Source organism: Frondihabitans sp. OV104 (assembly GCF_057787745.1).
Genome location: NZ_CM173541.1, coordinates 1,714,754 through 1,733,342 on the forward strand (window position 1 = coordinate 1,714,754; position 18,589 = coordinate 1,733,342).

Here is an 18,589-nt window from a genome sequence, read left to right on the forward strand (position 1 = left end):
CGGCGAGCCCGCTCTCTTCGTTCTCCCGACGGACGCCGCCCAGGTTGCCTGGCCCTTACGGTGTGACCATGACTGCGCCGATCATCGCCTCGCCTACCTCGGCCGTTCCGACGCGAGCGTCGAAGGCCACCGCAATTGCTCTGGGAGCAGCTATAGCCACCCTGAACGCGACCTTCCTGCTCTTCTTCGTTCTCTGGTCGCACGCTGACGAGTGGGCCGTTGACAGATCAGAGGCACGAGGTGGCTTCGACCCTACGCAGTTGCTACCGCATGGTGGACTCATGTGGGTCGCCGCGCACGTGGCATTCGCCGCTCTTCTCGGTTGCGACGTTCTCGGGATGGTCGTATTCGTGCGCGTCCGGAAATCGGGACATGCCCATTCTCGACCGGTCGACGGGAGCCATAGCTAGAAGCTGCGCGCCGCACTCTCGAACTAGCCCGTGTGTCGCTATTGCCTAGCTCCCCGTTTCGATCCAGTCGTCGATAAGCGCGACCCGGGCGACAGCCCTTAGATGTCAGTCGCGGCACGAGATGGGCTGAGCACGCCCGAGATGAGTAGCTGCACGAGGGCGCCGGCCTTGTACTGGGCGTCGCTTGCGGCACCGATGCAGAGGTTGCCGATGCCTTTGAGCACGTTGTACGCATCGATCGAGGGAGCTAAGTCAACCGACGTGAGCGCTGCCTCGAGGAGGTCACCGCATACCGGCACGAGACGGCTGACGAAATAGGTATGCAGCGCGTCCGATCCGGCGCTGTCCCCGTGGAGTGCATCGGCGAGGCCGTGTTTCGTGACAAGGAATTCCACGAACAGAGCCACCCATGCCCGCAGGGCCGCCTCAGGCGTCGCGCTCTCCGCGAGTAGCCGTGGACCGGCCTCGGCACACGCCTCGACCTGGTGCCGGTACACCGCCACGACGAGTTCCGGACGCGTCGGAAAGTGACGGTAGATCGTCCCCACACCAACGCCGGCCCTCGCTGCTATCTCCCGCACCGGCGCGTCGACACCGGAGATCACGAAGACCGCTGCCGCCGCATCGAGAAGTGCCTGCTCACTTCGACGCGGACGGCCCACTTGCGGCTGCGCAGGGTGCGACCGGTCGCTCTCAGTCTCAGCCATATGCCCCTTTCACAACGTCGATCGCACGTCCTTGTATTTCGGAGCGTTGTTCCGTAATGTTGCGGAACAACGCTCCGATAAGCAGTATCGCAGAGCGCACCCGTAGAGAGGAATAGCCATGACCTCGAGTCTCGTCGAAGCGCTGGACGGCGTTATCGGAACCGGCACTCCCGTAGTCTCCGTCGCTCCCGTCAGGCTGCTTGCCCCCGGACGACCGGTCCCGTTGGAGGTGCGCGTGTCGGCGCCGACTACCGGGACAGACCTCCCCGTGGTGGTGTTCTCGCACGGCAATGGGTGGAACCTCGATGGCTACGCACCGCTCACAGCGTTCTGGGCATCGCAGGGGTTCGTCGTGATCCAGCCCACCCACCTCGACTCGCGTCGAAACGGGTTCGGGTTCGACTCCCCGGTGTTCCCGACGATCTGGAGAGAGAGGATCGCGGATCTCACCCGCACCCTCGACCAGCTCGACACCCTCGAGGCGGCCGTCCCCGGGCTTGCCGGTCGCATCGACCGCAGCCGCGTCGCCGCCACCGGACACTCCTGGGGCGGGCAGACAGCGCAGTCGCTCCTCGGCGCACGGATCGTCGACGACGCCGGCCAAGTCGGCGAGGACATGTCCGACAGCCGCGTCACCGCGGGCATCCTGTTCGCAGCAACCGGTCTCGGCGGCGATGACCTGCATCCGTTCGCTCAGGCGAACTTCCCGTTCATGCGACCCTCGTTCCAGGAGCTCACCGGCCCCACGCTCGTCGTCGCCGGCGATCACGACCAGTCCAGGATGTCCAGCCGCGGGCCCGACTGGTTCACCGACGCCTACACATACAGCCCCGGCGCCACCGACCTCCTCACCTTCCACGGCGCTGAGCACGCCCTCGGTGGGATCGTCGGCTACGAAGTGGCCGAGACCACCGACGAGAACCCGCAGCGGGTCGCCGTCATCCAGCGAATGAGCACCGCATACCTTCGGACGGCTCTGCGAGTCGACAAGAGCAGCTGGTCCGCTGCCCGCTCCGCATTCCGGGACACCACCGATCCGATCGGGCATGTCGACACTAAGTCGTAGGTGCAGTACCGGACCGATCCATGCGCCCCGGCTGCGAGCGGGAGCCAGACATCAATCCGCGCCAACGATGCACCAGGCGAAGTCGAAATCACGGGCATCGAGATCGGACTGCCGCATCCACACCTCGAGCGGACACGCGTCACCGAACCAGCCCTCGAGGGTCGTCCAGCTCTCCATGTCGAGCACGAGCCGGTACCGGTCACCAGGCTCGGTCAGCGGCAGGCACGCTGGCAGGATCGCCTCGACCGCCTCGAGGTCGCCCGCCTGACTGTGGCCGTAGAGGTGAGTGATCGGAAGGGGCCTGCTCCCGCGAATCATGGTCCGCTGCCATGACCACATCCACTGATATGCCTGCAGGGCCCTCTGGTTGGCCGTGAACGCCTTCGTCGATTCGCGGGCCGCGGCACTCTCAGCTGGGATCGACCACGTTGCGAAGAGGTGAAACGCCTGACACGCGTCGCTGGGCAGTTCGAGGTCAGCGGGGCCATTCGCAAGCACGGTGAAATCGGGGTCGGGAATCCACTGCACCTTCCACCCTCCTGAATCCCGATCGTCGGCGTCCGTGCCGTGCGTCTGAGTCAGGTCGTGGAACACCTGCAGCACCCCGTGATCGGGGAGTCCGCCGATCGCGTTCGGCCAGTCCGCTTGTGTCTCGACGCCGAGGCACTGGTCCACGGCCCACAGGTTGACCGTGGCCACGTGGGCGAGCGGAATACCATCAGGGCGTCTGGGCCACTCCTCGGCGGCGAGTCCCAGCGCCGGACCGCCCAGCCACGACAGACCGCCTTCGCCGGCCGCCGCGGAGGCCCGCAGCTCCTGATCGCCCGGCGGAAGGGACTGCTCCGACCAGGCGATCGAGAACTCCAGCTCGTCCGCGAGATGCGCCGCTCGAAGCTTCGGCCGGTCGAGCCAGTCGACGACCAGCGATCGCGCGCTGTGGATGGGAGCGGTGTTCTCGTTCGCCTCCGTCATGCCCTCAGGCTTCCAGTCCTCCGAAGTGGATCGCTGAGAACGTGCGCGGACTGCACGCCGGCGCCCTCTCCGGCCACTCGGTCGCCGAGCGCCTCCCACCCGCCCGGCACGGAGGGCGCTACTCTCACCGGAGGAGGGAGCGACGATGGAGCAGATCCAGGGGTACGAGGCGCAGGGGGCACGAGCGCGCGAGGCTCGGGCTGATGACGGGCTGGGGCCAGTTCCTGCGCTGAGGGCCTTGAGCTGGCTCGGCGCCGCGTTGATCGTCGCGGCGGTCGTGCTCGTGACGGTCCCGTTCCAGACGCCGCACGCGACCGAGGCCGGCTACGCGCCGCTGCAGTCACTCGCTGGGACCACGGTCGTCGTCGCGGTGGTGCTCGCGTGCACAGGTGTGGTCGTCATCGCCGTCCGCGTGGCCGCCGGCGCCGTGATCCGCTCGCTGCGGTCGAGCTGAGTCGCGAGCCAACCAGCACGGCCCCTCACTGCACCCCCATCACACCGACCTCGCAAGGGAGCGCCATGCCGAAGATCGTCACTCTGATCCGATCCGCCGAGCTGTCGAGCGTCGCGCAGTACGCGTATGCCGCGACCGCGCCGGCCGACGCGCGGCTCGTCTTCCTCGCCGGGTCGTGCCCGCTGAACGCAGACGGCTCGACCGCGAGTGTCGGCGACTTCGCCGGGCAGGCAGCGAAGTGCCTGGAGAACATGGTCGTCGCGCTCCGCGAGGCCGGCGCGGGGATCGACGACGTCATCAGCACGCGGGTGCTGGTCGCGTCGTCCGATCGCGCCGATCTCAGGACCGCGTGGGAGGTCGTCAGGACGACCTTCGGCGATCACGACGTGCCCAGCACGCTGCTCGGCGTCACGGTGCTCGGCTACGACGACCAGCTCGTCGAGATCGAGGCCGTGGCGGCGGTGCGAGGCTGACGCGGGGTCGGAGATCAGGCCGGAGGCGGCACCACCTCGTGATACCTCAGGAGCCGCGAGCCGAGCGGCGATTTCAGGTGGAGCGTCCAGCTCCCCTCGAGGCCGACCCCGCCGCAGGCGCGGATGCTCGGGTCGTGTCGCACGTCGTCCCAGACGTCGACGACCACCTCCGTGGGGGTCTCGTCGAGGTAGACGTCGGTCTCGCGGTTCGGCACGCCGCAGTTGCCGTAGCTCCAGCGCACGCCGATCGCCATGGAGCTCGGCGTCGTCGCGGTGGCCTCGAGAGTCGCGGGCACGAGGTCGGCCGGGATCCTGCCACCCTTCTCGACCACGTGGATCTCGAGGTTGGTCCTCCCTCGGGTTCCGGCCGCAGGAACTTCGGGAACCGCCGCCAGCATCTGCCTCTGCCCGCTCTCGAGCCGCGCCACCTGCTGTGGCCGCGTGTTGGCGTAGACCAGGAGCCCGACGACCGCGGCCGCTACGGCGAGACCGACGCCCAGCCTGAGCAAACGTCGCTTCGCCATGCCCCGAGACTAGGTGGCCGGGCAGGCGGTCCTGATAACAAGTCGGCTACGACTGCTCCTTACGAGGCGAGATTGTCGGCACGTTGCGTGACTGCGCGAAGCGCGTTCACCTCAGCCGTCGACAGCTGCACCGTGACGGTCGCCTCGAGCCGGACGGCCGGGCTCCCCGAGTCCAGGCCTGGGTCGCGATAATGAGCGAGCACCATGCGGAGCCCCTCGCGAAGGAGCGCGCTCTGATTGAGGTGCGTCACTCGCGCTAGCTCTTGCAACTCCGCCTGCTCTTCTTCTGCGACCCGGAAGCGCAGGACGGGTGATTGAGCGCCCGATCCACCAAGGGCGGCGGGGCCTCGGCGAGCGCGCGTGATGACGTCGTCGGCAGGAACCGCGTCGTCGAGCAGCATTCGTCCTAGCGCCTTGGCTTCGTCACCAGTGACCGGCCCCGGACGGCTCTCCCAGGTCGGGATCGGGATCGTTGGGTCGGCCCGGTCTTCGTCGCTGTTCTTGTCGATCATGCTTGCGTCTCCTCTAGGAATGGCCGGAACTTCGGCCCCAACTCCATTGCATGGAACACGTTCTTGTCTCCCGAGGGAAGCGCCCGGACGAGGATCTCAATCAATCGGTCGGTCTACCCGTGCGGGTGACCGATGACGAGAAGGACGTCGAGCTCGACCAGTTGGACGACTGTCGGGTTGGCGATCGCGTGGCGTTGGTCGGCCTCAGGAATGCCGTGCTTCTCAGACGAGCGAGAAAAGTGGATCGGCGGCATGACTAACTGTACCGCCGTTGTGCCACAGATTAGATCCGTGGAACGCCTTGGCTGAGCCCAGTGGTCCGCCGCCGCAGGCGATCCTGATGACGAGTCGGCTACGACTACTCGGCGGCCGTCCTGATGAGCGCGCGCAGGGTCGACGGGTCGGCCTGACCGAGGATCCGTGCGCTGACCCGGCCGGTCGGATCGACGACGAGCGTGGTGGGCGTGGCGTTGGGGCCGCGGGTTCCGGCGAAGGCGAGCTGGACGGCCGCGCGGCTGACGTCGGACGTCGTGTCGTAGGTGACGCCGAACGTGCGGTCGTAGGCCGTGATCGTGTCGACCTCGTCGCGGACGTTGACGCCCAGGAAGGTCGCCTTCGCCTTCGTGTCCTGACTGACGGACTGAAGGTCTTTCGCCTCGGCGCGGCAGGGCGGGCACGAGGCGTACCAGAAGTTCACGACGAGCACCTTGCCCCGGTAGTCGGCCGCGGTCTTCGTCGTTCCTGAGACGAGGTCGGTGGTGAAGTCGACGGGGGTGCCGCGCCGACCGTCGGGGTACTCCGTGACCTGCTTCGTCTTCGCGATGGCCGGCTGCTGCGTGACGGCGCTCGAGGAGCACGCCGTGAGGCCGAGGGCGAGGAGGGCACCGGCTGCGAGGGCGAGGAGGGCGGGGCGGAGGCGCATGGGTTCAGGGTAGGGGACGGCGGTGGGGCAGTTCCTGCGCCCTAGCGCGAAGCGGGCCGGCGCAGCGGGAGGACGAGCCGGACGAGAAGACCGAGCAGGCCGACCACCCCGAGCACGGCACCCGCGACAACCAGCAGGCCGGCGCCGATGTTCGCGCCGTCGCCGGCGTCCTGGGCGTTGGCGATGAGACCGGTGGCAGCGAGGGCGATGCCGACGATCAGGATGATCGTCGCGGCTACCCCGAGCCGTCTCGATGTCGTCATGGTGCGCCCCTCCGCTTGGAGCACCACTCTAGGAGAAGCGCCCGCTTCTCAGGATCTCGGACTCACGAGAGAGGACGGGGCTGCCCGATCAGGACACGATCCGCCTCATCCGGTCGCCGCAGCGCAAGCTGCCGGGGTGAGAAAACCACGCGGACAGCCGGCGATGCGCCATCATCGAGGCATGAAGCTCGAAGCCGTCGACGGCAGCCGGATCGCGATCACGGTCGCGGGACTCGAGTGGACGGCGCTCCAGATCCCGGTCGTGCGCACGAACGATCCGCGTCACCCGCGGGAACCGAAGCATCAGTTCGGTCGGTGGCGGGGTGCCGGGGCACCGGGGCGGGACGATGTCATCGCCCAGATCACGGGCATGCTCGATCACGACGACGACACTTCTCACATTCTCACCATCCAGCGTGCGCACGCCCCCGGCCTCATCGAGGTGCTCGAGCAGAACCGCCGCGTGGAGTGGAGCCTCCCGCTCGTGCCGCGAGAGCTCGTCGCTCAGATGACCGCAGCCGTCACCGCCTTCGCAGCCGGCGACGCTGTCTCGCCTGTCGACACCGAGCGCATCACAGGTGAATGGAACGCCGCTCGAGACGACGAGTGGGGTCGGCACGACTGGCAGATCTCCGCCTCGCGGCTGAGTGAGCGCCGGGCCCGGTGGGCTGCACGGGTGCTGCGGATCCTGCGCCTCGGCGATTTCTGCATGGTCGACCCGCACCGCTCGTTCGATGTCCGCCTCGACTACACGACGGCAATGCATCTGCGTGCGGCGCTGTCGAATGCCGAGCACGAGAGCGTCGTCGACTACTCCGACGGCGCGCTCACCTCCATCGCGACAGCCCAGGCCCGGGATGAGATGCAGGAAGTGCTCGACATCGCCGACTTCCTCGACCACGCCACGACACCGAGGCCTGTCGAGTTCGACTGAGGCCCGCCGCGCCCGACCCGAACGGGGACTTCCGCGCTCGGCTCGGTCCCCTAGCGTGGAGGCAGCACGCCACGACCGGAAGAGAGGGCGCACGATGAGCTACGACATCCTGGCGTTCGACCCCGACGCCACCACCGACGCGGCCTTCGGCGCGTGGTGGGAGCAGGAGTCCGAGTCGGACGACGGGCGCTCGTACGACGACGCCAGCGTCACGACGCCGGCCCTCCAGGCGTTCCTGGCCGAGCTCACCCAGACCTACCCGCCCCTCACCGGCCCCGGCTCGCCGAGCAGCGACGAGCTCGACGCTGACGAAGACCTCCTGCACCGCGCCACCGACTACTCAATCGGCCGCAGCCTCGTCTCCGCCAGCTTCTCGTGGAGCCGGGCCGACGCCGCCCGCGCGCTCTTCCTCCAGCTCGCCGCCAGGCACGGCGTTGCGGTGGCCCTCGTGAGCGACGGCGACGAGATCATCCGACCAGCGTCGGCCAAGCCGGCCCGTCACCCTTTCTGGCGCAGAAAGCAGCCGCGCCCATGACCGCCGACGACCCCATGCGCGAGCTGTTCAGCGCAGGAACTACCGACGTCGTCCCACCGGACGACGCCCGACAGGCCGCGGGTCTCGCGGGCGCGATGTCGGTGCTCGCAGTGGTGTCGGCCGTCGTGGTGTCGGCTGCGTTGGTCGGGGCGGGGACGGCTGTCGTGTGGGCTTTTTTGCTGTTCGTCCGGCCGTGAGGGCGCGGCCTTAGGCAAGGATCGGCTGTGTGTTCGCGAGGATCGGCGCTGCTTTGTGCAGCGCTGACAAGGAAAGGCGGGGCCAGATCGTCCTTTCCTAAGGACGCGCTCCCCCAGAGTCCTAACCTAAGGACGCGAGGCGCGAGGCGCGAGGCCCACGCGCGTCACAACCGCAGCACCAGCGCGTTCGCCGTCAACCCCGCCGCCGTCCCGCACAGCAGCACCGTATCGCCCCGCCCGAGCCGCCCCTCGTCGAGGCACCGCGCGAGCGTGTAGGGCACCGACGCCGACACCATGTTCCCGTACTCGGTCACATTGTCGACGTACGAGCCGACGGGCATCCCGAGGCGGCGCATGGCCAGGCCGATAGCGCCGCTGGCCTGGTGCGGCACGACGAGGTCGATGTCGTCGAGACCGAGGCCGGCCTTGACGAAGAACCGCTCGAAGAAGCCGGGCAGCACCGTCAGCATCCCCATGAGCGCGCGGCGTCCGTGCATCGTGAAGACGTAGTCGGCCGGGTCGCCGTCGGCGTAGTCCTGAGCCGGGTGCAGCGAGAGGCCGCCACGCAGCTCGGTGTCGTGCGCGTGCTCAGGCCAGGTCTGCTGGAGGCTCGCGATGACGCCGGGTCCGTCGGCCGAGTCGTCCGACCGCGTCAGCACGACAGCCGCGGCGGCGTCCGAGAACAGCTCGTAGCTCTCGGTCTGCGCCGGGTCGAGGAACCGCGAGCCGACGTCGCCCGAGACGATCAGGATCCTCTCGTACTCGCCGTCCACCAGGTACCGCGACGCGATGTCGACAGCCGTGATGAAGCTCGTGCAGGTCGAGTTGACGTCGAACGCCGCGGCGCGGGCGCCCGGCGCGACACGCTCCATGACGAGCGCCGCCGTGCACGGGATCGGCTGGATGCCCGCGGCGCAGGCCGCGATCACGCAGTCGATGTCGTCGGGCTCGAAGCCGGCCATCCTGATGGCGTCCCCCGCCGCCGACGCGAGCATGTCGAGCTGCGACATGTCGTCGGGAATCCGATACCGCGTCTGCGTGCCGAACGTGACGCTCTGGGTCGGGCGGAACGTCCCCCACCCGCTGATAGTGCAGTTCCTCATGATCCCCTCGGATCTCGTTCTCAGGCGTGCGCCAGCAGGTCGACGCCGCTCGGGTGCCGATCGTGGCTGAACAGCAGACGGATGCCGGTGCGCTCGACGGCGAGCAGCGACCGGGCGGTGGCGGTCTGGATGGCGAAGGAGTGGGCGACGGCTCGCGGCACCGGCTTGATGCGGTGCTCCTGGCCGAGCATCTCGCGGCCCCAGGCAGCGTCGGCCGCGAGCAGCACCCTGCCTTCGACGAGAGCCCCGACGTGGCCACGCGAGTGGCCGGGGAGGTCGACGAGGCGGTAGCTCCCGTCGCCGAAGAGGTCGGCGGCGCGGAGTTCCTGCGCCCAGGGCTCGAAGCAGGAACTCCCGACCACCGTCACCCTCTCGTCGAGCCAGGAGGGCAGGAGTCCGCGCAGCAGGCCCGCACGCAGCTCTGACAACCCGTGGTGCGATGATCTGAGCGTGTCGCGGAGTCCTTCGGTGAGGATCACATGTGCTTCGGGGAATGCCTGAATCCCGCCCACGTGGTCGGGATGCAGGTGCGAGAGCACGACGTGCGTCACCGTCGACGGATCGAGCTGCTCGCCGATGGTCGCGCCCGCGGGTACGCTCGGCGGGAGCAGCCGCCGGTAGATCGAGCCCGCGAGGCCGGCACGCCACGGCTCGGGCGCGTATCCGGTGTCGAAGAGCACGCGGCGGTCGCCCGACGTGTAGAGGAATGCTCCGGCCGGGAACACGCGGCGCTCGCGCGGCGCACCGCGGAGCAGCTGGTGCATGCCGTGCGTCGTCTCGCCGCACGCGAAGTACTCGAGGCTACCCACGGGCGGCTCCTGCGCTGGCATAGCTCGCCAGGCTCTGGTCGAGCGTCACCGCCGGCGCATACCCGAGCAGCTTGCGCGCCTTCGAGATGTCGAGCGTCTGCGAGTGGGCGATCGTCGTGACCGTGTAGCGCGTGACCGGCGGTTCAGGACGCCCCGGGAGCATGCCGCAGACGGCCTCGAGGATTCCGGCCAGGGCATACACGCCCCGCGCAGGCAGCGCCCGGTGCTTCTGCGGCAGGCCGAGGCCCCCGAGCAGCTGGTCGAGCAGCTCGATGAACGGGCGCGGATCACCGTTGGTGATGTTGAACACCTCGCCGTCGATTCCCGGCGCCTGGGCGGCGAGCCGCACCGCGAGCGCGACGTTTTCGACCGCGGTCAGGTCGATGAGCCCGCGTCCGCCGCGCATCACCGGCACGCCCAGGCGCTCGTGCACTCTCAGGAGTCGCGGCACCAGGCTCGGGTCGCCCGGGCCGATGATGCCGCGCGGTCTCAGGATCACGACCTCGGGTCCGCCTGATCGCGCGACGGAATCCTGAAGCAGCGCCTCGGCCTGCAGCTTCGACCGGATGTAGTGGTTCATCGGGTGGCGGGCGTCGACCTCGCTCTCGCGCAGGTTCACGAGGTCGTGCGGTGCGGCGTAGATCCCGGGCGACGAGATGTGCACGATGCGGCGAGCACCCATCCGCTGCGCGAAGCTCAGGACGCGCTCGGTGCCGACGACATTGGCGTGGAAGAACTCCGACCATCGGCCCCACGGCGACGACAGGGCGGCGCAGTGCACGACGACGTCGCACGGAATCGATGCCGTCGCGAGATCGTCGAGGTCGCCCACGAACGTCGGCCCGCCGGCGGGCAGCGCGGGCGCACGCCGGCCGGCGGCTGTGACGTCGTAGCCGTGCGCCCGGAGTTCCTGCACCACATGCCCGCCCAGAAATCCGCTCGCGCCGGTGACAAGCACCCTCTCCCCCATGTGACGATCCTAGGCGGGCTGTGCCTAGACTCCGTTCTGTGCGGATCGCCCTCGTCACCGACTACTACCCGCCGACTCTCGGGGGCGTTCAGACCGCCGTGAAGGCTCTGGCCGAGGCACTGTCGTCGGCCGGACACGAGGTCACGGTGTTCTGCCCGCTCGCGCCGGGGGCTGCAGCGGTCGACTCGGCGGCACCCGTCGCCCCGTCGCGCGCGCCCGCGGTCGTCGGCCTGCCGGTGTCGCGCGTGTTCCGCCCCGACGGCTACCCCTTCGCGTGGTCGCCGCGTCAGGTGCGCGAGAGGCTCCGTCAGGAGTTCCTGCGGCGCGGTATCGAGGTCGTGCATACGCACAGCGAGATGTTCGCTGCGCTCGGTGCGATTCGGGCGGCGCAGGAACTCGCCCTCCCCGTCGTCCACACCATGCACGGCCGCATCGACGTCTACACGGCCAACGTCCTGCCGGTGCCCGCCGTCACGACGGTGCTGCTCGCCGCCCTCCACGCCCGTCAGGTCAGTCACGCCGGACTCCGCGTGTCGGGCGACGCCGCCTACACCGCCACCGCCGTCGCTCGGCGCATGTGGAAGCTGATGCTCGCGCAGTCGCGTGCCGCCGCCCACGTCATCGTGCCGTCGGCGCACTTCGCCCGGAAGCTCGTCGATCAGGGCGTCGAGACGCCGATCACCGTCCTGTCGAACGGGCTCGAGGAGTCGGTACTGGCTCAGGTCGGCACGCCGGTCGTCAGGACGCTCACCCCCGGTCAGGATCTCAGGATCGTCTGGGTGGGGCGGCTGTCGCCCGAGAAACGTCCTGAGGTGATGGTCGAGGCGGCGCGCGGCTTTCCTGACGGAGTCGTCGTCGACGTGTACGGCGATGGAGTCGCCCGCAGCGCCGTCGCGCGCGCAGCGGTGGGCGCGCCGGTCACGCTCCATGGCGCGGTCGCCCACTCCGAGGTCCTGAGCGCCATGCGCTCGGCGCACCTGCTCGTCTCCAGCTCCGTCGACTTCGACAATCAGCCGATGGTGATGCTCGAGGCGATCGCGACCGGGCTGCCGGTGCTCTTCTGCGACCCCGACCTGGCCGAGGTCGTGCCCGGCGGCGGCGGGTTCCCGGCGCCCACGCCCGACGCGGCCGGGCTGGCAGACGTGGTGCGGCGTCTGCGTACGACGCCCGCGCTCCTCGCGGACGCGAGCGCCGCGATGGCGGCGGCGCGCGCAACCGTCGCCCAGCCCATCGCCGCCGTGGTGTCGGTCTACGAGCAAGCCCTCACATCCGGCCGCTGAGGGGTCGCTCGTTGTCGGCGCAGGTGCCGCCGGCGAGCAACGAGCGACTCCTCACCGCCCTGGTGCGGGGGCTCTAGGGTGGGGTGATGGAGCGCGTTGTCGAGGTCGGCGGGTGGGAGCACGAGTGCTGCGGCCGCGCGTACGAGCGCGGCGACAGGGTCGAGCTCGACTGCATCCGGTCGCAGGGCGCGGGCGACATCGCGCAGCTCGTCGAGTCGCACCACATCACGCGGACCACGACGAAGGTGCGCGGACGCGTCACGGCGATCAGCATCGTGCACGCGGACGGGTCCGAGAGCCCGATCCTGCGCCTTCCGAGTGGCACGGCTCTCTGCGGCTTCGATGACGACGACGACGGCCACCTCGAAGACCCCTGGACCTCGGCGCCCATCGAGAACGACTCGTCGGAGTTCCGCCTCACCGTCGTCGACCGGCGGTAGGTGGCCTCCGCGGGCTCGCGCGCCTAGCCTGAGACGGTGAACCCGCCGCCGACGCCGAAGCGCGATCTCCTTCTCGACGCGCGGGTGCGGCTTGCCGCCCTGACGATGCTGCTGGGCGTCCTGGTCGGGGCGTCGGCGGCTGCGTACGGAGTTCACCTGTCGTGGCCGCACCCCGCCGCCATCGCGGTCGGCGCCGCAGTCGTCGTCGGGGCTGTCGTCGTGATATCGACCCTGGTCTCGTGGCGGCGGGCGGGCGGCCGCGAATCGGTCGAGCAGATCGACCGGTGGGCCAGGTCGGGGCGGCTTCCGTCCGACGTGCCGCTCGGCGCCACCCTGTCTGGAATCGCCGGACGCATCGACTCGGCGAAGTCGGCGCTCTGGTCATCGGGCGTGCTGTTCGCGCTCTGGGCCGCACAGTTCGCGTTCCACCTGGCTGACCCGGCGCAGGATCGCACCGACGTCGTCGTCTTCGGCGTCGCGTTCGCCTACTTCGCCGCCAACCTGGCCTGGAGCCTCTACGCCTGGTTCCGTAGGGTCCCCGCGCTGCGCGACCTCCTGCGGCAGGGCCAGCACCGTCTCGCCCCCGGCGCCCCTGCGCCCGGCGCAGCCCCCGCCCAACCCCGACCCGGCCGGTGAGGAGTCGCTAGTTGTCATCGCGCCCCCACCACGCGAGCAACGAGCGACCCCTCACCGTCGCGGCGCGAGACCTGCGCGCCGATGAACCCGCGCCCTAGGCTGGAGCCATGGACACCGTCGTCATCGCCCCCCTCCCCCCGCTGCACTGGAGCGGCGCCCCGGTCGGCGCCGAGCAGCCGACCCCGGGCACGCTCGTGCTCACCGCCGCAGCCGGCACCGACTGGACCAACGACGCGTTCGGCGGCCCGCAGCAGCACGCGTCCTCCTCCCTCGGCTTCACCCCGACCGAGGACTTCTCGCTCAGCGCCCGCGTGCGCGTCGAGCCTCCGCGCACCACGTTCGACGCAGGCGTCCTCGCGATCTGGGGAGACGCCGACCACTGGGCCAAGCTCTGCTTCGAGTTCTCTCCGCAGGGGCAGCCGATGGTCGTCTCCGTCGTCACCAACCTCTACTCGGACGACTGCAACTCCACCCTCGTCGACGCCGACCACGTCTACCTGCGCGTCACGCGTTCCGGCCCGGGGTGGGCGTTCCACTCGTCGCCCGACGGCGTGCAGTGGCACTTCGTCCGCGTCTTCCGCCTCGACTTCGACGGCCCGGTGTCGGTCGGCTTCATGTCGCAGGCGCCGATGGGCCCGACGTGCGTGGCGACGTTCGACGAGATCGCCTACTCGTCGACGCCGCCGTCCGACTTCCGCGACGGCTCCTGACGCCAGCCGGTCCGGCCTCGAGATGGCCCTCCGCGTCGGGTCGGCGGGCGCGAAGCGACGGCGAGGGCCATCTCGCGACCCCCCGGGCGCAGGAACTGCGCCACCCACGCCGGCACCGACCCCGCCGGCAAGGCACGCGTCAGACGACCCAGCCGCCCCTGGCGAACGCCTCGCGCAGCGTCATCTGATCGGCCTCGTCGCGGAACTCGTTCCACTCGGCGAGGGCGAAGGCGCGTGCCGACTCGGGCGCACCCACGCCCGCGGCCGTGCTGTCGATGATCCGCGGCGCCAGCTCGCCGAGCTTGGCGTCGAGCTTGAGATCGACACTCGCGTTCGGCTGATCCGGGAACTGCCGCCGGACGTCCTCGCTCGGCTCGTCGCGCTCCATCAGCTCCAGGGCGGTGCGACTGCGCGTCCGCCCCAGGAAGGAGTCGCGGACCGACTCGTCCGGGTCTTTCGCGAGGACGAGCTCGACCTCGAGGGGAAGGTCGTCGGCGCCGGCCAGTTCCAGCCGCTGCATTCGGGTGCCCGACACCGCCGTCGCCAGGTAGGGGTGCGGCGCGCGAGCCTCCGTGACCGGCGACGCCGGCATGGCCTCGATGTCGACGATGTCGACGTCGTCCACCTCGTCGTTGCTCGCGCTCGGGAAGCCGACTCCGGCGTAGGCCGTGTGACCGATCGGCAAGGCCCCGATGGACTGGTGCAGCGCGTTGGCCGCGAGCTGCACGCGCTTCTGCGTCACGTCGCCGCCGGCCTCCCGAAGAATCCTCGCGTAGGCCCGGACCACCGCGATGTGTCGCTCGGTCGCGGCTTCGAACCACTCCCAGCCCTTCTCGGCCCCGTAGGTGAAGCCGGTCAGGTGGACGCTGACGCGCGTCGGGTCCTGCAGCCCACCCAACTCGACACCTTCGCTCATGCCGCTCGCCGTGAAGGTCATCTCGTCGTCGTCGCTCACGCACTCATCCAACCGCACGCCGCCCTGCCTCCGCGCTGGCGCTCAATCCGGCCGGTGAGGGGTCGCTCGTTGTCGTCGCGCCCCCGCCGCCCGAGCAACGAGCGACCCCTCACCGCCGGGTCGGCGGGTGGGTCGGGCGGGGCGGGCGGGGCGGGCGGGGCCCGCCGACGGCCGCGCTCAGCGGACGCGCACGGGCAGCGCCTCGACGGCGTGCACGAACTCGCCCGGCGCGTAGGTCGCCGGCCCGACGCTGAGCCCAGGCATCCGCTGGTGCACCTCGCGGAGCACCGCCGCAAGCTGTGCGCGGGCCACGACGCTGCCGAGACAGAAGTGCACGCCCCCTCCGCCGAACGCGACGTGCTGGCGGGCGTCGCGGGCGAGGTCGAGGCGCCCCGGATCGCCGAAGACGGTGGCGTCGCGGTTGCCGGAGCAGTAGAACAGCGCTACCTTGTCGCCGGCAGCGACGGTGACGCCGCCGGCCTCGGCATCGCCCGCCTGGCCGAGATCGTCGCCACCCCCGCCGAGGCGGACGTCGCGCGTCGCCGTGCGCGCGAACGAGATGACCGGAGAGGCGTAGCGCAGCAGCTCGTCGAGGGCGCCGTCGATCCGCGGCGCGAAGTCGGCGTGCAGCCACGCGCGCTCGACGGGGTGCTCGTCGAGCGCGATCACGGCGAGAGACGTGGCCTGCTTCGTCGTGTCGTCGCCGGCCACCACCAGCAGGAGCGCCGTCGACAGGATCTGGTCGTCGGAGAGAGGACGGTCGTCGACCTCCGCCGACACGAGGGCCGTCAGGAGGTCGTCGGCGGGGTTCACCCGGCGATGGGCGGCCAGGGCGGCGACCAGGGCACGAAGGTAGTCGACCTCGCGGCGGAAGAACTGCTCGAGGGTGAGGCCGGGAGGGAGTTCCTGCGCCAGGGATGATCCGACGTAGGTGTCGGCGGCCCGCACGAACGCCGCCGTCTCGCTCGGCGGCACCCCCAGCAGGTCGGCGATCGTCAGGAGCGGCAGCTGCGACGACACCTCTCGTACGAAGTCGAACTCGTCGTGGACGGCGGCGCGGGCCACGATCTGCTTGGCCCGCCGGTCGATCTGGCCGCGCAGGCCCTCGACAGCTCGCGGGGTGAAGAACGGGCTCACGATGCGGCGGTAGGCGGAGTGGTCGGGCGGATCCATCACGAGCATGTTGTCGGCGATGCGGAAGGGCGCCGGACGCACCGACACCTGTCCTATCGCCGAGCTGAAGGTCTCGTGGTCGCGGCTGACGCGCACGATGTCGGCCGCGGTCGTGACCGCCCAGAACCCTGCCTCGCCGTGCTTCGACCGCGGGTAGCCCGGCGTCTCGAGCGGCGGGTGCCACGACACCGGAGCGGTGCTGCGCAGCTGTTCGAAGGCGGCGTCGCGCTCGTCGAAGCCCTGCGACCAGAAGCGCACGCTCGAGATGTCGACGCCCGACGTCTCCGGATGCCCGGTGCCGTGGAGCCGCGGATCCCGCCGCCGGGCCGACACGATTACCCGGCTCGGAGCTGGCGCACCGCGTCGTCGATCGTGGCGAGGATCGCGACCGTCTCGTCGAGCGTGTGCAGCGGCGACTCGGTGCGCCCCTCGCCGACGTAGCGGGCGAGCGCCGTCGCCTCGTACGAGAGGGCGTCGAAGAGCGTGAGGCCCGTCGGGTCGGTCCACTCGAGGGCGGGCGCGAACGGCTCGTTGCCCGAGAGGCGGAAGGCCTGCGGCGTGTAGAAGAACGAGTCGAACTCGACTCGCGCGTCGGAGCCGGCGACCATCGCGGTGGTCGGGGTGCGGGTGAGCATCGACGTCGTCAGGGTGGCCTGCGCGATGCCCGGGTAGGTGAGGATGAGCGACGAGTACGCATCCACTCCCGTCGACGTCATTCCGCCGACCGCGGTGACGCCCGTCGGCATGCCCAGGAGCATCGATGCGAACTGCACGGGGTAGATGCCGAGATCGAGCAACGCTCCCCCGCCCAGCTCGGGCCGGTAGAGGCGGAGGTTCGGGTCGACGGGGATCGCCTGGCCGTGGTCGGCCGCGACCGAGCGCAGATCGCCGAGCACGCCGTCGGCGACGAGCCTCTGCAGCACCGAGGTCTGCGGCAGATAGCGCGTCCACATTGCCTCCATCAGCATCACGCCGGCGCGACGGGCGGCGTCGGCGAGCTGCGCGGCGTCTTCGGCCGTCGTCGCCAGCGGCTTCTCGATCAGCACGTGCTTGCCCGCCACGATCGCCAGAAGGCCCTGCGCGAGGTGCTCGCTCTGCGGCGACGCGATGTAGACGACGTCGACGTCGTCGCGGGCGACGAGAGCCTCAGCCGAGTCGAGCGGGGCGTCGATGCCGTGCGCGGCGGCGAATGCGGCGGCCCGCTCAGCCGACCGCGAGGCGACGGCGGTGAAGCGCTGCGGCGTGTGGCGGTGCACGGCCCCGACGAACTCGCCGGCGATCCACCCTGGGCCGATCAGCCCCCAGCGAAGGGCCGGCTCACCTCGACCCGGGGCGAAGACGTCGGCGTCGGGGAACGACGAGGGCAGCATGCAAGACCTCTCGGTAACGGGGCCGGCGCTCAGGACGGCGCCGCGGCTCACACCGTAGCAACGTTTTTAGCACGAGCCAAGTATCGACCATGCGAACGGCCGCACGAGCGTTGGCACGCGCTAAAGTGGGCGCGTGACTGAGACCGGCCCCGTCGAGCCCCTGACGACCAGCGCCGCCGGAGTCCGGACCGGGCCGGCGAGACCCTCCGCGGCGTCGTCCGCCTCGAGCCGAGCCACGACCGCGGCCACGGTCGCCTCGACCGTCGCCTCGATGTCCTGCCGCAGGCTGGTCATGTCGTGGTAGCTGAGCGCCGAGACGTAGCTGTCGTCGAAACCCGTCACCGAGACCTCGCCGGGAACATCCACGCCGGCCAGAGCCAGGACCGCCAGCGCTCCCGCAGCGCAGTGGTCGCTGCAGCAGACCAGGGCTGTCGGCCGAGTCTCGCGGCGCAGGAACTCGCGGGCCGCCGCCGCACCGCTCTCTTCGTCGAAGCCCGCCGGGAGCACCTCCGCCTGCCCGGAGAGCCCCGCCTCGGCCATCGCCGCCCGGTAGGCCGCGGCGCGCTGCTCGCCGACGAAGCCGCCGAGCCCGCCCGCGTAGACGATGTCGCGGTGGCCGAGCGACACCAGGTGCTCCACGATCAGCTCGAGCCCGCGCTCCTCGTCGGCCCGCACGTTGTCGACGCCGTCGAGCCGGGCGCTCTCACCCAGCCAGACGACCGGCACGCGCACCGCGGCGTCCTGCAGCGCCGGCGACGCCGGGTCGGGGTTGAAGGCGACGAGCGCCTCGACGCGCTGGCTCATCAGCTCGGCGACCACGTCTTCGGTGCCGCGCTCCGCGGTCTCCGGGCCGAGCACGAGGCCGAAGCCCTGCTCGGCGGCGCGCACGAACAGGCGCTCGACGAAGCGCACCTCGAAGGCGTTCCGCATCTGGAACAGCACGCCGATCAGGCCCGTGCGGCTCTGCCGCAGCAGGCGCGCCGAGGCGTTCGGACGGTAGCCGAGCTCGTCGGCGGCGGCCAGGATGCGCTCACGCGACTCGGCGCTCGGGCCGGGCACACCGCGGAGCACGAGCGACACGAGCTGGCGCGACACCCCGACGTGGTCGGCGACGTCGCGCATCGTGGGCAGCGGATTGGGCATGGTCCTCAGTGTTCCATGACCCCCACCCTTC

The 18,589-nt window shown here is 70.3% G+C and carries 24 protein-coding genes; 10 read left to right on the forward strand and 14 right to left on the reverse strand.

Annotated features, from left to right (window positions below):
* Positions 1 to 508 precede the first annotated feature (508 nt).
* Complete coding sequence (locus tag AC3CBB_RS08060) at positions 509 to 1,117, reverse strand: TetR/AcrR family transcriptional regulator (protein WP_123505055.1); 609 nt, start codon at positions 1,115 to 1,117, stop codon at positions 509 to 511.
* A gap of 118 nt (positions 1,118 to 1,235) precedes the next feature.
* Between AC3CBB_RS08060 and AC3CBB_RS08065 the strand changes: the two genes are divergently transcribed.
* On the forward strand, positions 1,236 to 2,183 hold the full coding sequence (locus tag AC3CBB_RS08065; RefSeq protein WP_488626613.1) for an alpha/beta hydrolase family protein: 948 nt from the start codon (positions 1,236 to 1,238) through the stop codon (positions 2,181 to 2,183).
* 51 nt (positions 2,184 to 2,234) lie between these two features.
* Here AC3CBB_RS08065 and AC3CBB_RS08070 read toward each other — a convergent pair whose 3' ends face one another.
* Entirely contained in the window at positions 2,235 to 3,155 is a 921-nt protein-coding gene (locus tag AC3CBB_RS08070) for a DUF1963 domain-containing protein (protein WP_488626614.1), read from the reverse strand.
* 145 nt (positions 3,156 to 3,300) lie between these two features.
* On the opposite strand from AC3CBB_RS08070, the gene AC3CBB_RS08075 reads away from it, so the two are divergent.
* Positions 3,301 to 3,609 (forward strand): hypothetical protein, encoded by a 309-nt coding sequence (locus AC3CBB_RS08075; RefSeq protein WP_148061142.1) that lies wholly within the window; start codon positions 3,301 to 3,303, stop codon positions 3,607 to 3,609.
* Between the two features lie 65 nt (positions 3,610 to 3,674).
* Positions 3,675 to 4,082, forward strand: a complete 408-nt coding sequence (locus AC3CBB_RS08080) for a RidA family protein (RefSeq protein WP_123505059.1) — start codon at positions 3,675 to 3,677, stop codon at positions 4,080 to 4,082.
* A gap of 14 nt (positions 4,083 to 4,096) precedes the next feature.
* Here AC3CBB_RS08080 and AC3CBB_RS08085 read toward each other — a convergent pair whose 3' ends face one another.
* From AC3CBB_RS08085 to AC3CBB_RS08105, 5 genes are all read right to left on the reverse strand, one after another.
* On the reverse strand, positions 4,097 to 4,606 hold the full coding sequence (locus tag AC3CBB_RS08085; RefSeq protein ID WP_488626615.1) for a hypothetical protein: 510 nt from the start codon (positions 4,604 to 4,606) through the stop codon (positions 4,097 to 4,099).
* Positions 4,607 to 4,665: 59 nt separating this feature from the next.
* A complete protein-coding gene (locus AC3CBB_RS08090; RefSeq protein ID WP_488626616.1) occupies positions 4,666 to 5,118 on the reverse strand; it encodes a ribbon-helix-helix domain-containing protein in 453 nt (150 codons plus the stop codon).
* A 113-nt stretch (positions 5,119 to 5,231) separates the two neighbouring features.
* The gene (locus tag AC3CBB_RS08095) at positions 5,232 to 5,372 is read right to left on the reverse strand and encodes a hypothetical protein (RefSeq protein ID WP_488626617.1); all 141 of its coding nucleotides are present in this window, start codon (positions 5,370 to 5,372) and stop codon (positions 5,232 to 5,234) included.
* Between the two features lie 104 nt (positions 5,373 to 5,476).
* Entirely contained in the window at positions 5,477 to 6,040 is a 564-nt protein-coding gene (locus AC3CBB_RS08100) for a TlpA family protein disulfide reductase (protein WP_488626618.1), read from the reverse strand.
* A gap of 41 nt (positions 6,041 to 6,081) precedes the next feature.
* Positions 6,082 to 6,303, reverse strand: a complete 222-nt coding sequence (locus AC3CBB_RS08105; protein WP_488626619.1) for a hypothetical protein — start codon at positions 6,301 to 6,303, stop codon at positions 6,082 to 6,084.
* A 181-nt stretch (positions 6,304 to 6,484) separates the two neighbouring features.
* Here AC3CBB_RS08105 and AC3CBB_RS08110 point away from each other — a divergent pair, with 181 nt between their 5' ends.
* The 3 genes from AC3CBB_RS08110 to AC3CBB_RS08120 all read left to right on the forward strand — a co-directional run bounded on the left by AC3CBB_RS08110 (position 6,485) and on the right by AC3CBB_RS08120 (position 7,969).
* Entirely contained in the window at positions 6,485 to 7,237 is a 753-nt protein-coding gene (locus AC3CBB_RS08110) for a hypothetical protein (RefSeq protein WP_488626620.1), read from the forward strand.
* A gap of 94 nt (positions 7,238 to 7,331) precedes the next feature.
* On the forward strand, positions 7,332 to 7,772 hold the full coding sequence (locus AC3CBB_RS08115) for a hypothetical protein (RefSeq protein ID WP_488626621.1): 441 nt from the start codon (positions 7,332 to 7,334) through the stop codon (positions 7,770 to 7,772).
* Positions 7,769 to 7,969: a hypothetical protein gene (locus tag AC3CBB_RS08120; protein WP_488626622.1), complete on the forward strand. Its 201-nt coding sequence runs from the start codon at positions 7,769 to 7,771 to the stop codon at positions 7,967 to 7,969. The genes AC3CBB_RS08115 and AC3CBB_RS08120 overlap by 4 nt, the downstream gene beginning before the upstream one ends.
* Positions 7,970 to 8,133: 164 nt before the next feature.
* Here the strand turns inward: AC3CBB_RS08120 and AC3CBB_RS08125 are convergent, their stop codons facing one another.
* The 3 genes from AC3CBB_RS08125 to AC3CBB_RS08135 are packed head-to-tail and all read right to left on the reverse strand — an operon-like array spanning position 8,134 to position 10,851.
* Complete coding sequence (locus AC3CBB_RS08125; protein WP_123505067.1) at positions 8,134 to 9,072, reverse strand: 3-oxoacyl-[acyl-carrier-protein] synthase III C-terminal domain-containing protein; 939 nt, start codon at positions 9,070 to 9,072, stop codon at positions 8,134 to 8,136.
* A 20-nt stretch (positions 9,073 to 9,092) separates the two neighbouring features.
* Positions 9,093 to 9,881 carry an MBL fold metallo-hydrolase gene (locus AC3CBB_RS08130; protein ID WP_488626623.1) on the reverse strand — a complete coding sequence of 263 codons (789 nt, stop codon included), beginning with the start codon at positions 9,879 to 9,881 and terminating at the stop codon, positions 9,093 to 9,095.
* Positions 9,874 to 10,851: an NAD-dependent epimerase/dehydratase family protein gene (locus tag AC3CBB_RS08135; RefSeq protein ID WP_488626624.1), complete on the reverse strand. Its 978-nt coding sequence runs from the start codon at positions 10,849 to 10,851 to the stop codon at positions 9,874 to 9,876. Before AC3CBB_RS08135 ends, AC3CBB_RS08130 begins: the two co-directional genes overlap by 8 nt.
* Positions 10,852 to 10,889: 38 nt before the next feature.
* On the opposite strand from AC3CBB_RS08135, the gene AC3CBB_RS08140 reads away from it, so the two are divergent.
* The 4 genes from AC3CBB_RS08140 (at position 10,890) to AC3CBB_RS08155 (ending at position 13,917) form a co-directional block, all read left to right on the forward strand.
* Positions 10,890 to 12,131: a glycosyltransferase gene (locus AC3CBB_RS08140; RefSeq protein ID WP_488626625.1), complete on the forward strand. Its 1,242-nt coding sequence runs from the start codon at positions 10,890 to 10,892 to the stop codon at positions 12,129 to 12,131.
* An 86-nt stretch (positions 12,132 to 12,217) separates the two neighbouring features.
* The gene (locus tag AC3CBB_RS08145; RefSeq protein ID WP_488626626.1) at positions 12,218 to 12,571 is read left to right on the forward strand and encodes a DUF6578 domain-containing protein; all 354 of its coding nucleotides are present in this window, start codon (positions 12,218 to 12,220) and stop codon (positions 12,569 to 12,571) included.
* 36 nt (positions 12,572 to 12,607) lie between these two features.
* Positions 12,608 to 13,207, forward strand: coding sequence for a hypothetical protein (locus tag AC3CBB_RS08150; RefSeq protein ID WP_488626627.1), 600 nt, complete (start codon positions 12,608 to 12,610; stop codon positions 13,205 to 13,207).
* Positions 13,208 to 13,314: 107 nt separating this feature from the next.
* Positions 13,315 to 13,917: a DUF1349 domain-containing protein gene (locus AC3CBB_RS08155; protein ID WP_488626628.1), complete on the forward strand. Its 603-nt coding sequence runs from the start codon at positions 13,315 to 13,317 to the stop codon at positions 13,915 to 13,917.
* Positions 13,918 to 14,056: 139 nt separating this feature from the next.
* Here the strand turns inward: AC3CBB_RS08155 and AC3CBB_RS08160 are convergent, their stop codons facing one another.
* The 4 genes from AC3CBB_RS08160 to AC3CBB_RS08175 form a co-directional block, all read right to left on the reverse strand.
* Positions 14,057 to 14,872 carry a hypothetical protein gene (locus tag AC3CBB_RS08160; RefSeq protein ID WP_488626629.1) on the reverse strand — a complete coding sequence of 272 codons (816 nt, stop codon included), beginning with the start codon at positions 14,870 to 14,872 and terminating at the stop codon, positions 14,057 to 14,059.
* 177 nt (positions 14,873 to 15,049) lie between these two features.
* A complete protein-coding gene (locus AC3CBB_RS08165; RefSeq protein ID WP_488626630.1) occupies positions 15,050 to 16,378 on the reverse strand; it encodes a cytochrome P450 family protein in 1,329 nt (442 codons plus the stop codon).
* 2 nt (positions 16,379 to 16,380) lie between these two features.
* Complete coding sequence (locus AC3CBB_RS08170) at positions 16,381 to 17,415, reverse strand: Gfo/Idh/MocA family protein (RefSeq protein WP_488626631.1); 1,035 nt, start codon at positions 17,413 to 17,415, stop codon at positions 16,381 to 16,383.
* 120 nt (positions 17,416 to 17,535) lie between these two features.
* A complete protein-coding gene (locus tag AC3CBB_RS08175) occupies positions 17,536 to 18,558 on the reverse strand; it encodes a LacI family DNA-binding transcriptional regulator (RefSeq protein ID WP_199738189.1) in 1,023 nt (340 codons plus the stop codon).
* Between the last annotated feature and the right edge of the window lie 31 nt (positions 18,559 to 18,589).